At 70.1% G+C, this 12,309-nt stretch carries 14 protein-coding genes; 7 read left to right on the forward strand and 7 right to left on the reverse strand.

Annotated elements, in window-relative coordinates; all coding sequences use genetic code 11:
• Window positions 1–89 precede the first annotated feature (89 nt).
• From DWB68_RS16990 to DWB68_RS08685, 5 genes are read left to right on the forward strand one after another with little or no spacing between them, the layout of a single operon-like run.
• Window positions 90–872, forward strand: coding sequence for a helix-turn-helix transcriptional regulator (locus tag DWB68_RS16990; protein ID WP_119424743.1), 783 nt, complete (start codon window positions 90–92; stop codon window positions 870–872).
• A complete protein-coding gene (gene sufB / locus DWB68_RS08670) occupies window positions 869–2,329 on the forward strand; it encodes a Fe-S cluster assembly protein SufB (protein WP_119424744.1) in 1,461 nt (486 codons plus the stop codon). Before DWB68_RS16990 ends, sufB begins: the two co-directional genes overlap by 4 nt.
• Before the next feature lie 2 nt (window positions 2,330–2,331).
• Window positions 2,332–3,621 (forward strand): Fe-S cluster assembly protein SufD, encoded by a 1,290-nt coding sequence (gene sufD / locus DWB68_RS08675; RefSeq protein ID WP_119424745.1) that lies wholly within the window; start codon window positions 2,332–2,334, stop codon window positions 3,619–3,621.
• Window positions 3,622–3,675: 54 nt separating this feature from the next.
• Window positions 3,676–4,431 carry a Fe-S cluster assembly ATPase SufC gene (gene sufC / locus DWB68_RS08680; protein ID WP_119424746.1) on the forward strand — a complete coding sequence of 252 codons (756 nt, stop codon included), beginning with the start codon at window positions 3,676–3,678 and terminating at the stop codon, window positions 4,429–4,431.
• A gap of 5 nt (window positions 4,432–4,436) precedes the next feature.
• Complete coding sequence (locus DWB68_RS08685; protein ID WP_119424747.1) at window positions 4,437–4,763, forward strand: metal-sulfur cluster assembly factor; 327 nt, start codon at window positions 4,437–4,439, stop codon at window positions 4,761–4,763.
• 87 nt (window positions 4,764–4,850) lie between these two features.
• Here the strand turns inward: DWB68_RS08685 and ypfJ are convergent, their stop codons facing one another.
• The 4 genes from ypfJ to DWB68_RS08705 form a co-directional block, all read right to left on the reverse strand.
• Window positions 4,851–5,762 (reverse strand): KPN_02809 family neutral zinc metallopeptidase, encoded by a 912-nt coding sequence (gene ypfJ, locus DWB68_RS08690; protein ID WP_119424748.1) that lies wholly within the window; start codon window positions 5,760–5,762, stop codon window positions 4,851–4,853.
• A 92-nt stretch (window positions 5,763–5,854) separates the two neighbouring features.
• Window positions 5,855–6,502, reverse strand: a complete 648-nt coding sequence (locus tag DWB68_RS08695) for a hypothetical protein (RefSeq protein WP_119424749.1) — start codon at window positions 6,500–6,502, stop codon at window positions 5,855–5,857.
• Window positions 6,499–7,248 (reverse strand): energy-coupling factor ABC transporter ATP-binding protein, encoded by a 750-nt coding sequence (locus DWB68_RS08700; protein WP_119424750.1) that lies wholly within the window; start codon window positions 7,246–7,248, stop codon window positions 6,499–6,501. Before DWB68_RS08700 ends, DWB68_RS08695 begins: the two co-directional genes overlap by 4 nt.
• On the reverse strand, window positions 7,245–7,847 hold the full coding sequence (locus tag DWB68_RS08705) for a biotin transporter BioY (RefSeq protein ID WP_119424751.1): 603 nt from the start codon (window positions 7,845–7,847) through the stop codon (window positions 7,245–7,247). The genes DWB68_RS08700 and DWB68_RS08705 overlap by 4 nt, the downstream gene beginning before the upstream one ends.
• Before the next feature lie 132 nt (window positions 7,848–7,979).
• On the opposite strand from DWB68_RS08705, the gene DWB68_RS08710 reads away from it, so the two are divergent.
• Complete coding sequence (locus DWB68_RS08710) at window positions 7,980–9,581, forward strand: ABC-F family ATP-binding cassette domain-containing protein (RefSeq protein ID WP_119424752.1); 1,602 nt, start codon at window positions 7,980–7,982, stop codon at window positions 9,579–9,581.
• Window positions 9,582–9,678: 97 nt separating this feature from the next.
• On the opposite strand, the gene DWB68_RS08715 is transcribed toward DWB68_RS08710, so the two are convergent.
• From DWB68_RS08715 to DWB68_RS08725, 3 genes are read right to left on the reverse strand one after another with little or no spacing between them, the layout of a single operon-like run.
• Window positions 9,679–10,617: an SURF1 family cytochrome oxidase biogenesis protein gene (locus DWB68_RS08715; RefSeq protein ID WP_119424753.1), complete on the reverse strand. Its 939-nt coding sequence runs from the start codon at window positions 10,615–10,617 to the stop codon at window positions 9,679–9,681.
• Window positions 10,617–10,904, reverse strand: a complete 288-nt coding sequence (locus tag DWB68_RS08720) for a hypothetical protein (protein WP_233548692.1) — start codon at window positions 10,902–10,904, stop codon at window positions 10,617–10,619. The genes DWB68_RS08715 and DWB68_RS08720 overlap by 1 nt, the downstream gene beginning before the upstream one ends.
• A complete protein-coding gene (locus DWB68_RS08725; protein WP_119424754.1) occupies window positions 10,897–11,373 on the reverse strand; it encodes a DUF3099 domain-containing protein in 477 nt (158 codons plus the stop codon). Before DWB68_RS08725 ends, DWB68_RS08720 begins: the two co-directional genes overlap by 8 nt.
• Window positions 11,374–11,541: 168 nt before the next feature.
• Here DWB68_RS08725 and DWB68_RS08730 point away from each other — a divergent pair, with 168 nt between their 5' ends.
• A complete protein-coding gene (locus DWB68_RS08730) occupies window positions 11,542–12,267 on the forward strand; it encodes a beta-ketoacyl-ACP reductase (protein ID WP_119424755.1) in 726 nt (241 codons plus the stop codon).
• Window positions 12,268–12,309 lie beyond the last annotated feature (42 nt).

The raw sequence follows: 12,309 nt of genomic DNA on the forward strand, positions 1-12,309 counted from the left end.
CGTGAGCGCCGGCACGCCACCGTGAGTGGTGCCTCACGCCAAGGCATGCCTTACTAGAACCCGGTGCCCCATTAGGGGATGATGTTCTTGTGTATTCAGAGGCTTCAGCATCCCCGCGCGCGGACGAGTCCGCGGTCAACGCCAAGGACGCAGACGCGAGCACGCGTGACCGCGTGCTGCGCACCGTGCTCGAGCATGGCCCCATCACGGCGGCCGAGCTCGGGCGCCGCCTTGGCTTCACCCCGGCGGCCGTCCGTCGCCACCTCGACCGGCTCGAATCCGACGCCCTGATCGGCGTCAAGGACGTGCCCCAGCAGCGCGCCAAGGCAGGCCGCCCGGCGCGCCACTACGTCGTCAACCCGGCCGCCCAGGTCCGCCTCGGCAACGAGAACGGCCGCCTGGCAGCCGACGCCGTGGCCATGCTGCGCGAGCTGGGCGGCGAGGACGCCGTCAAGGAGTTCGCCCGCCGCCGCGCGGCCGAGCAGGAGGAGCGCTACCACGAGCGCGTCCAGGCCGCCCCGGCCGGCGCCGAGCGGGCCGAGGCCCTCGCCTCCGCCCTGGCGGACGACGACTACGTGGCCTTCACCCGCGTCGTCGACGTCTCCACCGGCACGCACGCCATGCGTAGCCTCCAGCTGTGCCAGGCGCACTGCCCCGTCGTCGACGTGGCCCGCGAGGTCCCGGAGATCTGCGAGGCCGAGGCGGAAATGTTTGCCCGCCTTCTCGACGTTGACGTGAGAAGACTCGCCACGCTGGCCGCGGGCGGCCACGTGTGCACCACCCATATTCCCCTCGGGCGCGACGCTGAAAGCGTCGTTCCCGAGAAGCGAACCAGAATCACGATTTCCAAGAAGCAGGAGAGGACGCGATGACGGAGCAGATGGCGCCAAGCGCCGCGGATCCCGGCGTGATCGCCGAGATCCTCGAGAACAATCCCGAGCTCGAAGGCATCGGCAACTACCAGTACGGCTGGGCCGATGAGGATGCCGCCGGTGCTGCGGCCAAGCGCGGCGTCGACGCCGATGTCGTGGCCGACATCTCGGCGAAGAAGTCCGAGCCCGAGTGGATGCTCGCCCGCCGCCAGAAGGCGCTGAAGTACTTCGATCGCAAGCCCATGCCGACGTGGGGTCCCGACCTCTCCGGCATCGACTTCGACAACATCAAGTACTTCGTGCGCTCCACGGAGAAGCTGGCCGAGTCGTGGGAGGAGCTCCCGGCGGAGATCCGCGACACCTACGAGAAGCTGGGCATCCCCGAGGCCGAGCGCAACCGCCTCGTGGCCGGCGTGGCCGCGCAGTACGAGTCCGAGGTCGTCTACCACCAGATCCGTGAGGACCTGGAGGCGCAGGGCGTCATCTTCCTCGACACCGACACCGCGCTCAAGGAGCACCCGGAGATCTTCGAGGAGTACTTCGGCTCCGTGATCCCGGCCGGCGACAACAAGTTCGCCGCGCTCAACACCGCCGTGTGGTCCGGCGGCTCGTTCGTCTACGTCCCCAAGGGCGTGCACGTCGAGATCCCGCTGCAGGCCTACTTCCGTATCAACACGGAGAACATGGGCCAGTTCGAGCGCACGCTCATCATCGCCGACGAGGACTCTTACGTTCACTACATCGAGGGCTGCACGGCTCCGATCTACAAGTCGGATTCCCTGCACTCCGCCGTGGTCGAGATCATCGTGAAGAAGAACGCCCGCGTTCGCTACACGACTATTCAGAACTGGTCCACGAACGTGTACAACCTCGTCACCAAGCGCGCCGTCTGCGAAGAGGGCGCCACCATGGAGTGGGTCGATGGCAACATCGGCTCCAAGGTGACCATGAAGTACCCCGCCGTCTACCTCACGGGCGAGCACGCCCGCGGTGAGACGCTGTCCATCGCCTTCGCCGGCGCCGGCCAGCACCAGGACACGGGTTCCAAGATGGTCCACATCGCCCCGAACACCTCCTCCTCGATCGTCGCCAAGTCGATCGCGCGCAACGGCGGCCGCTCCGGCTACCGCGGCCTGGTCCAGGTACGCGAGGGCGCCAAGGGCGTCAAGAACAACGTGGTCTGCGACGCCCTCCTGGTGGACCAGATCTCGCGTTCGGACACGTACCCCTACATCGACGTCCGCGAGGACGACGTGACGATGGGGCACGAGGCGACCGTCTCCAAGGTCTCCGAGGAGCAGCTCTTCTACCTCATGGCCCGCGGTCTCGCGGAGCAGGAGGCCATGGCCCTCATCGTGCGTGGCTTCGTGGAGCCGATCGCCCGCGAGCTGCCCATGGAGTACGCGCTCGAGCTGAACCGCCTCATTGAAATCCAGATGGAAGGGTCCGTGGGCTGATCATGGCCGATTCGATCATCACCGAGCGCGCCAAGGGCGCGCCGCTCATCGCCGGCTTCACGGAGGAGGGCGAGGATCTCTCGCCGCTGAACCTGGCCGCGACGAACCTGTCCACCCTGGGCGGCGACGCCGCCAAGGAGCACTCGCACGGCGGCGGCGTCGGCGTGGAGGATTCCTCCCGCGCCGGCCGTCCGGCCTCGTTCGACCCGAACGACTTCCCGGCCCTGACGGGCCGCGAGGAGGATTGGCGCTTCACCCCGCTCAAGCGCCTCAAGGGCCTGCACACGGAGGCGCTGGACGCCGCCGCTGCGCCGGCCATCGAGGTCAAGGTCACCGAGGGCAACCTCGAGCTGGCCGTGGGCGTGGAGCAGGTCGCCAAGAGCGATGCCCGCGTGGGCTTCCTGGCCCCCGAGGATCGCGTGGCGGCCAACGCCTACGCCGCCGTGGAGACCGCCACGGTCATCACGGTTCCGGCCGCGGCCGAGGGTGACGTCATCGTCGCCTCGATCAAGGGCGAGAACGCCACCCCGTCCGCCCAGCACATCGTGATCGTCGGCGAGCCCGGCGCCCGCGCCACCGTGGTCCTGGACCACAGCGGCCTGGCCGTGCTCTCGCAGAACGTCGAGATCGACCTCAAGGAGGGTGCCGACCTCAACGTCGTTACCCTGCAGCGCTGGGACGACGCCTCCGTGCACGCCTCCGATCAGCAGGCCCGTATCGGGCGGGAGGCCCATCTGAAGCACACCGCGGTGTCCTTCGGCGGCGACGTGGTCCGCGTGACCCCGTCGGCGCGCCTGTCCGCGCAGGGCGGCGAGGCCGAGATGTTCGGCCTGTACTTCGCCGACGCCGGCCAGCACCTGGAGCACCGCCTCTTCGTGGACCACGCCGCCCCCAAGTGCACCTCGAACGTGCTCTACAAGGGCGCGCTCCAAGGTGAGGACGCCCACGCCGTGTGGATCGGCGATGTGCTGATCCGCAAGGAGGCCACGGGCACCGACTCCTACGAGGCCAACAAGAACCTCGTGCTCACGGACGGCGCCCGCGCCGATTCCGTCCCCAACCTGGAGATCGAGACGGGTGCCATCGACGGCGCCGGTCACTCCTCCACGACGGGTCGTTTCGACGACGAGCACCTCTTCTACCTGATGGCCCGCGGCATCGATGAGAAGACCGCCCGCCGCCTGGTGGTGCGCGGCTTCCTCAACGAGATCATCCAGAAGATCGGGGTCGCCTCGATCGAAGAGCAGCTCAGCGAGGCCATCGAGGCCGAGCTGGCGCAGACCGAGAACTGACCCACCTCAATCACGTTCCGCCGCGCCTGCCGCGCGGCGACGAGGAGAAAACTTATGTCTACCCTGGAAATCAAGGACCTGAAGGTCGGTATCGAGACCGAGCAGGGCCACAAGGAGATCCTGAAGGGCGTCAACCTCACCATCAACACGGGTGAGACGCACGCCATCATGGGCCCCAACGGCTCCGGCAAGTCCACGCTCGCCTCCACCATCGCCGGCCACCCGCGCTACATCGTCACGGGCGGCGAGATCCTGCTCGACGGCGAGAACGTCCTGGAGATGTCCGTCGACGAGCGCGCCAAGGCCGGCCTGTTCCTGGCCATGCAGTACCCCGTGGAGATCCCGGGCGTCACCATGACGAACTTCCTGCGCACCGCCAAGACGGCCATCGACGGCGAGGCCCCGAGCCTGCGCACGTGGACCAAGGACGTCAAGGGCGCCATGGAGAAGCTGCGCATCGACCCCGACTTCGCGGCCCGCAACGTCAACGAGGGCTTCTCGGGCGGCGAGAAGAAGCGCGTCGAGATCCTGCAGCTCGAGCTCTTCAAGCCCAAGTTCGCCGTGCTGGACGAGACCGACTCCGGCCTCGACGTCGACGCCCTGAAGATCGTTTCCGAGGGCGTCAACCGCGCCCAGGAGGAGAACGACATGGGCACGCTGCTCATCACGCACTACACGCGCATCCTGCGCTACATCAAGCCCGACTTCGTGCACGTCTTCGTCGACGGTCACGTGGCCGAGCAGGGTGGCCCGGAGCTCGCGGATCGCCTCGAGGAAGAGGGCTACGACCGCTACCTGGCCAAGGCCTGAGCGGCATGACCGAGGGCAACAAGCAGACGTCCCTGGAGGACGTCACCGAGGCGCTCCACGATGTGATCGACCCCGAGCTGGGCGTGAACATCGTGGATCTCGGCCTGCTCTACGGCATGGCCTACAACGATGAGGGCACGCTGCTCATCGACATGACCCTGACGACGGCGGCCTGCCCGCTCACCGACGTCCTCGAGGACCAGGTCCAGAAGGCCCTGGATTCCATGGTGGACGATTGGCGCGTCAACTGGGTTTGGATGCCGCCGTGGGGTCCCGAGCGGATCACCGAGGACGGCCGCGACCAGATGCGGGCCCTGGGCTTCAACATCTGATCCGTTCCGGATCCCCGCTGTACGACGGCGGCCCGTCACCTTTGATTCAAAGGTGACGGGCCGCCGTCGTGCTGTGTCTGGCGCGGCTCAGGGGTGGTCGAGGTCCTGAGCGGAGAAGGTGTCGCACACGCCCGGGTCGCCCGAGCGGTAGCCCGTCGTGAACCAGGCCTGGCGCTGCGACGAGGAGCCGTGGGTCCAGCCCTCGGGGTTGACGTAGCCCGTGGACTTCTTCTGGATGTGGTCATCGCCCACGGCCGCGGCGGCGGAGAGGGCGCTCTTGATGTCGGCGTCGGACAGCGGCTGCATGAAGCGCTTGCCGTCCTTGTCCGTCGTGGAGGAGGCATGGTTGGCCCACACTCCCGCGTAGCAATCGGCCTGCAGCTCCACGCGGACGGAGCCACCCTGGGAACCGGAGCCGACCTGCGAGTTCTGGATGGCGCCCGTCAGGTTCTGGATGTGGTGGCCGTACTCGTGGGCCACGACGTACTCCTGGGCGAGGGCGCCCGTGTCCGCGCCGTAGTTGCGCACGAGCTCGTTGAAGAAGGTCGGATCGATGTAGATCTTCGAGTCGCCGGGGCAGTAGAACGGGCCCATGGCGCTGCTGGCCTGGCCGCAGGCCGTGTTGGTGCCGTTGGCAAAGATGCGGGCGCCCGGCGCCTTGAAGCCCTCGATGCGCAGGTCCGTGGCCCCATTGACCCAGTAGGAATCGAGGCTGTTCAGCGTGCCGACGATGCGGCAATCGTCGCGCTGGTTCGCGGCCGAGCCGCTCGTGCAGCTGTCGATCGCGGCGCCGTCGGTGCTCTGGACCTGCGTCACCTCCTGCTCCGCTGGGGTGTTCACCATGCCGGAGACGGCCTGGGGTCCAAAGATGATGGCGAGGATGAGGGCGATGATGCCGCCGCCACCGCCGATGGCCATGCCTGCGCGCGATCCTCCGCCGCCGCTGCGCGTGTCTTCGACGCGGGAGGGGTCCAGGCGGGATCCGTCATTGAAGCTCATGCGCGCCAGCGTACATAAGGCGGGGGCCCAAAGCTCCCCTTCGCGCTGGCGCGGCGCGCGGATGACGCGGGCGCCGCGCCGCGCCGGGCGCTCTAGCGCGTGGCCCGGGGTTCGCTCGGGTGTTCGGCCGGTTCGGCGAGCAGCCCGCGGGCAGCCATCGCGTCGCCGGCGTCGCGCGCCCTGGCGACGGCCATGACGCCGAGCGAGGTCGCGGTGCGCAGCGGAGCCCGCTTGAGCCCGCGCGCCGCCGCGGCCTCGCGGGACCGCCCCCAGCTCGCCGACAGCTCCGGCAGCGTGCGCAGGAAGAGCGCGAGCACGAGGGCCGTGCGCTCCGGGGGGATGCGCACGGCGGCGGCCGCGGCGGAGAGGCCGTCGAGCAGCTCGGACGTCGGCGTGGTGAGCAGGAGGAGGCGCGCGCACTGGACGAGCGCGAACATGCAAGCCACGAGCCCCACGGCCGCGGGCGGCGAGACGAAGAACCACTGATACGTGCCGAGGAGGAGCAGGATCCACCACCAGAAGCGCAGGGGCGTGGCCCAGGTGCGCAGGACGGCACGGCCGGCCAGGGCGTACAGCGCCACGGAGAGCAGCAGGAGGCCGAGGCCCACGGGGGCCGTCCGCCACACGGTCCCGAGCAGGCCGAGCGCCACGAGCACCAGGTACTTGAGCCAGAGCGGGGCGCGATGGACGGGGGAGGCGCCGGGGATCCAGGCGAGCAGCGCGCCGGGACCCGGGTTCATGCCTCCGCCCCCGTCTCCGCGCCGGGCCACGGCGCCAGGCCGCGGGCGCTCGCGCGATAGGCGGCGATGAGCTCGTCCGGGGGGCCGTCGGCCACCACCCGCCCGCCGTGGATCCATACGGCGCGCTCGCACTCGGCGGCCAGCTCCAGGTCGTGGGTGGCCACGATGAGCGAGGCCTCGGAGCCCAGGAGGGCGGCCGCGACGCTGTCGCGGTGCACGAGGTCAAGCGCCGCGGTGGGCTCGTCGGCGAGGAGCAGGCGCGGGGCGGCCGCGCGCAGGCCGGCGAGGGCCACGAGCTGGCGCTCGCCCCCCGAGAGCTCGTAGACGCTGCGCTCGGCGAGCCGTTCGATGCCCAGTGCGCGCAGCTGCGCGAGGGCCTCGGCGCGGCGCTCATGGCGCGGCAGCCGACGGGGGCGCAGGGAGAGCTCCACGTCCTCCTGGACCACGGGCATGATCAGCTGCGCCGCCGTGTCGGCAAAGAGCATGCCGACCGCGCCGCGCAGGGCCTTGGCGTCGCGGGCCCACTGGAGCCCCGCGACGCTCACGCTGCCGGAGGACGGGGCCACGAGCCCGGCAAGCAGGCGCAGGAGGGTCGTCTTGCCCTGGCCGTTTGCGCCGATGAGCGCGATGCGCCGATCGTTCAGGTGCAGCGTGGTGGGGGAGAGCAGCTCGCGCGCGGCGACGCCGCCGACCGCTGGTGCGGTGACGGCGGCGCGCTCGAGGACGACGGGGACGGGGGAGCTCACAGGCCGGACGGGTTGCGGGCGGCGAGGGCCGGGAAGGCCTTGAGGATGCCGACCGCGAGGGCTGCGGCCAGCGCCGACTTCACGAGGTCGCCCGGCCAATAGGCCAGGTCGGCGAGGAAGGCGGCCTGGAGGGAGAGGTGCCCGTTGATCATCATGCCGAGGATGCCGGCCGGATGGGTCACGAGGAAGGAACCGGCCAGCGCGCAGCCGAAGAGCCACAGGCCCTTGGCCCGCAGGGAGCGGCGCAGGACCAGGGTGGCGAGCGCGCCGGTGACGAGGGCCGCCACGGGGAAGGCAAGCAGGTAGCCGGCGCTCGGGGCGGCCAGCGCGCCGAGGCCGCCGGAGAAGCGGGCGAAGATCGGCAGGCCGGCGAGGCCGAGCACCACGTAGAGCAGCACGGCGAGGCCGCCGCGCTTCGCGCCGAGCACGAGCGCCGTGAGCGCGACCCCGAGCGTCTGCAGCGTGATGGGCACGCCGAGCGGGCCAACGGGGATCGCCGGCGCCATGGTCAGAGCAGCGATGAGCGCTGCAAAGACGACGACGAGCGAGAGCGTGCGGGGGAGGGTCGCTCCCGCGGCGGTGGGGGTTGAAGCGGTCATGGTCCGGGAGCCTACTTGAACACCGTTCAATTGACCAACGCGGCGCGTCGGAACCGCGTAGACTAGAGAGGTTGTCCGCGCCCCGGACACCCGAAAACTTGTCCCACGCCTCGCCCCAAGGAGCCCCCAACCGTGATCTCCGTCTCAGACCTCGAACTGCGCGCCGGCGCGCGCCTGCTCATGGATGAGGTGAACTTCCGCATCGATGCCGGCGACAAGGTCGGCCTGGTGGGGCGCAATGGCGCGGGCAAGACCACGATGACGAAGGTCCTGGCCGGGCAGACCCTGCCGGCCGGCGGCACCGTGACGCGCACGGGCACCCTCGGCTACCTGCCGCAGGACACCCACCTGCCCGACATGGAGCAGCTGGCGCGCGCCCGCATCCTCTCGGCACGCGGCCTGGATGTTGTAAGCGCCAAGCTGCGCAAGTGCCAGGAGGACATGGCGAGCGAGGACCCGGCGGTGAGCGCCAAGGCGATGCGTCAGTACGACCGCCTCGAGGCAGAATTCATCGCCGGCGGCGGCTACGCTGCCGAGTCCGAGGCGGCGGCGATCTGCAACAACCTCGCCCTGCCCGAGCGCATCCTGAACCAGCCGATCGGCACGCTCTCCGGCGGCCAACGCCGCCGCGTGGAGCTCGCGCGCATCCTCTACTCGAACGCCGACACGCTCCTCCTGGACGAGCCGACGAACCACCTCGACGCCGACTCCATCACCTGGCTGCGCGACTTCCTCATCGCCTACGAGGGCGGCTTCCTGATCATCTCGCACAACACCGAGCTGCTGGACGCCGTGGTCAACAAGGTCTACCACCTGGACGCCAACCGGGCGACGATCGATCAGTACAACCTCTCCTGGAAGAAGTACCTGACCCAGCGCGAGACCGACGAGCGGGCCCGCCGCCGCGAGCGCGCCAACGTGGAGAAGAAGGCAGGCGTCCTCCTGGCGCAGGCCGACAAGATGCGCGCCAAGGCCACGAAGGCCGTGGCGGCCCAGAACATGATCAAGCGCGCCGAGCGCATGATGCGCGGGCTCGAGGAGGAGCGCCAGAGCGATCGCGTCGCGGCGCTGCGCTTCCCCGATCCGGCCCCGTGCGGCAAGACGCCGCTCACGGCCGACGGGCTCTCCAAGTCCTACGGCTCGCTCGAGATCTTCACGGGCCTGGACCTCGCGATCGACCGCGGCTCCAAGGTGGTCATCCTGGGCCTCAACGGCGCTGGCAAGACCACCCTGTTGCGCATGCTTGCTGGCGTCGACAAGCCCGATTCCGGCCAGGTCGTGCCCGGGCACGGCCTGAAGATCGGCTACTTCGCGCAGGAGCACGACACGATCGACATCCAGCGCAGCGTGCTTGAAAACATGCGCTCCTCCGCGCCGACCCACCTCGGCGACGCCGATGTGCGCAACATCCTCGGCTCGTTCATGTTCTCCGGCGATGACGTCAACAAGCCCGCCGGCGTGCTCTCCGGCGGCGAGAAGACCCGCCTGGCCCTGGCCATGATCGTGGCGAGCCACGCCAACGTCCTGCTGCTCGATGAGCCGACCAACAACCTGGACCCCGCCTCGCGCGAGCAGATCCTCAACGCCCTCGCGTCCTTCGCCGGCGCCGTGGTGCTCGTCTCCCACGACGAGGGCGCCGTGGAGTCGCTCAACCCCGAGCGCGTCCTCCTCCTGCCGGACGGCACGGAGGACCTCTGGAACGACGAGTACCTGGAGCTCGTCACCCTGGCGTGATCCCGCGCGGGCGCGGCTAGAGCAGCCGGACACAGCGCGACGGCGGCCGGTCACCTCAGGGTGACCGGCCGCCGTCGCGCTGTGACAAGGTCAAGCCCTAGTGGGGCTTCTGGACGCCCGTCACGAGCGAGGAGTTGGTGACGTCGTTGCCGCGGCTCTCCTCGGCGTCGATGAGCGCGTCCTCGGCCTCCTCGTCGTGGAGCGCGCCGTCGCGGCGCGGCTTGATCACCTTGGCCCGCTGGCGCCGCCGCGCGCTGTGCTGCAGCACGCCGCCGTTGGCCGCGGCCTCGGCCGCCGCCTCGCGGTCCTCACGGTTGATGCGCGCCTGCTGGCGGGCCGCGTAGCCGAAGCCAACAAAGAAGAGCACGCCGAAGGCGGCCCACTGCAGGGCGTAGGACCAGTGCATGCCCTCGTCCGCCTCGGGCTTGGGGCGCGGCGCTGGCTTGGTGGCGGGCGCCGGATCCTCGGAGGCCAGCAGGCCGTAGGCCGAACCCGCGACGTCGAGCCCCGTGCGCTGGGAGACGCCGGCCAGGTCGATCGAGGCGATCTGCCCCTCCGGGGCGTCGCGCCCGATGTCGGGCTCGCCGGCCTTGAGCCGGGCGGTGAGGGTGACGGTGCCGCTCGGGGGAGCCGGCACGTTTTCCGGCGCCTGCACGGGGCCGTCGCCGTTCTTCATCCAGCCGCGGTCGATGAGCACGATCGTGCCCTCCTGCGTGCGGAAGGGAACGAGGACTTCCATGCCCAAGGCCGAGCTGAGCGTGCGCTGGCGCACGAAGAGCGTGGAGTCGCTGAGGTACTCGCCCGTCAGCTTGACCGGGAGGAACTCCTGCTCCGCTGGCAGCTGCTCGAAGAGCGCGACGGCGTCGTGGCCCGTGAGCGGGGTGGCGTCCCAGTTCGCCGCCACCTGCTTGTTTTCGGTGGAGACCTCGGCGCGCCGATCCCACTGCCACCAGGACAGCGCGGCGCAGACGATCGCGAACACGATCACCATCATGAGCCAGCCGACCCAGCGTGTGCTGGCGAGGAAGCGGTACATCAGCCCTCCTGGGGCGGGAAGCGGAAGGGGGTCACCTCGCGCAGGAAGCCCCGCGTCGAGAGGTAGTCGGCGAGCCACACCCGGTGCTCTTCGCACGCGAGCCAGGTCTTGCGCCGCTCGGGGGTGTGCAGGCGCGGGTTGTTCCAGAGCAGGGCCCAGGCCGCCGGCGTGCGGCAACCCTTGCGCGAGCACGGCGGGTGCTCGCCGGGGCCCGCTGTCGCGGCGGTGTGGCCGGGGGCCGGTGTGCCGCCGGCCTGCAGGGCGGAGAGCAGATCGAACTCAGCCACGGCCCGGGGCCTCCGGTGCGTCGCCGTTGGCCGGCGGATCCGCCGGCGGTTCCGGCTCGAAACTGCCCTCGATGACGTCGGAGCCAGCGTCGTCGTCGGCGTAGACGGAACCGTCTGCGCCGTCCGCGCCGTCCGGGCCGGGAGCGGCGTCGTCGGGCGCCCCGGTGAGCGCGTCGGCCGGGGGCGCCTCCAGGAAGGTGGCGGAATCGTCACCGCCCGGATCCGTGATGAGGTTCGCGTCGACGACCGCGATCCACGGCAGGATCGCGGAGGCGGCCAGCAGGGCGACGCCGACCCAGATGTTCCAGGTGGCGGCGATGATCGCGCCCGAGACAAACAGCACGGCGCGCAGCGCCATCTTGATGCCGTACGAGCGCATGCGTTTGCTCGCCTCGATCGAGGCCGCCTCGCGGGCGTCCGTGATCGCGTGGACGCGCGGATGCTCGGGGCTCGGCTCGTTCTTGCTCATGGTTCTGTCATTGTCCCACCGCGGCGCGGTTGGCGACCAATCGGTCCGGGGCACGGGGCTACTCGCCGGTCACCTCCGCGCGACGGCCCGGCGGCGGGCGCGCGGGGTGCCGCCTGGATAGGATGAAGGCCACGTGTGCGAAGCACGGTCCACTAGCGAAGAGGTTTCATGAGCTCTCAGCCCGCCCAGCAGCCCCGCACCGTTCTGGTGACGGGTGGCAATCGCGGCATCGGTCTGGCGATCGCCCGCGCCTTCGCGGCGCAGGGTGACAACGTCGCCATCACGTCCCGCTCCGGGGAAGGCCCCGAGGGTCTCTTCACGGTCAAGGCTGACGTCACCGACACCGCGAGCGTCGATGCCGCGATCTCCGAGGTTGAGGCCCACTTCGGCCCGGTCGAGGTGCTGGTCGCCAACGCCGGCATCACCAAGGACACGCTGATGCTGCGCATGAGCGAGGACGACTTCACCTCGGTGCTCGACACCAACCTCACCGGCTCCTTCCGCGTGGTCAAGCGCAGCCTCAAGGGCATGATCAAGGCCCGCCGCGGCCGCGTGGTCTTCATCTCCTCCGTGGTGGGCCTGCTCGGCGGTGCCGGCCAGGTGAACTACTCGAGCTCCAAGGCGGCCCTCGTGGGCTTCGCTCGCTCGCTCACGCGCGAGCTGGGCGGCCGCGGCATCACGGCCAACGTCGTGGCGCCCGGCTTCATCGAGACCGAGATGACCGCCGTCCTGGAGGACGAGCTCAAGAAGAGCTACCAGGCGCAGATCCCGGCCGGGCGCTTCGCGCAGCCCGAGGAGGTCGCCAAGGTCGTCACGTGGCTCGCCTCCGACGACGCCGCGTACATCTCCGGGGCCGTGATCCCCGTGGATGGCGGCCTCGGCATGGGTCACTGACCCCTTCGCTTTCGACTTCACCCATCCCGCCGCGTCAGCGGC

Origin of the sequence: Galactobacter valiniphilus (assembly GCF_003575975.1) — a bacterium.
GTDB classification, from domain to species: Bacteria; Actinomycetota; Actinomycetes; order Actinomycetales; family Micrococcaceae; genus Galactobacter; species Galactobacter valiniphilus.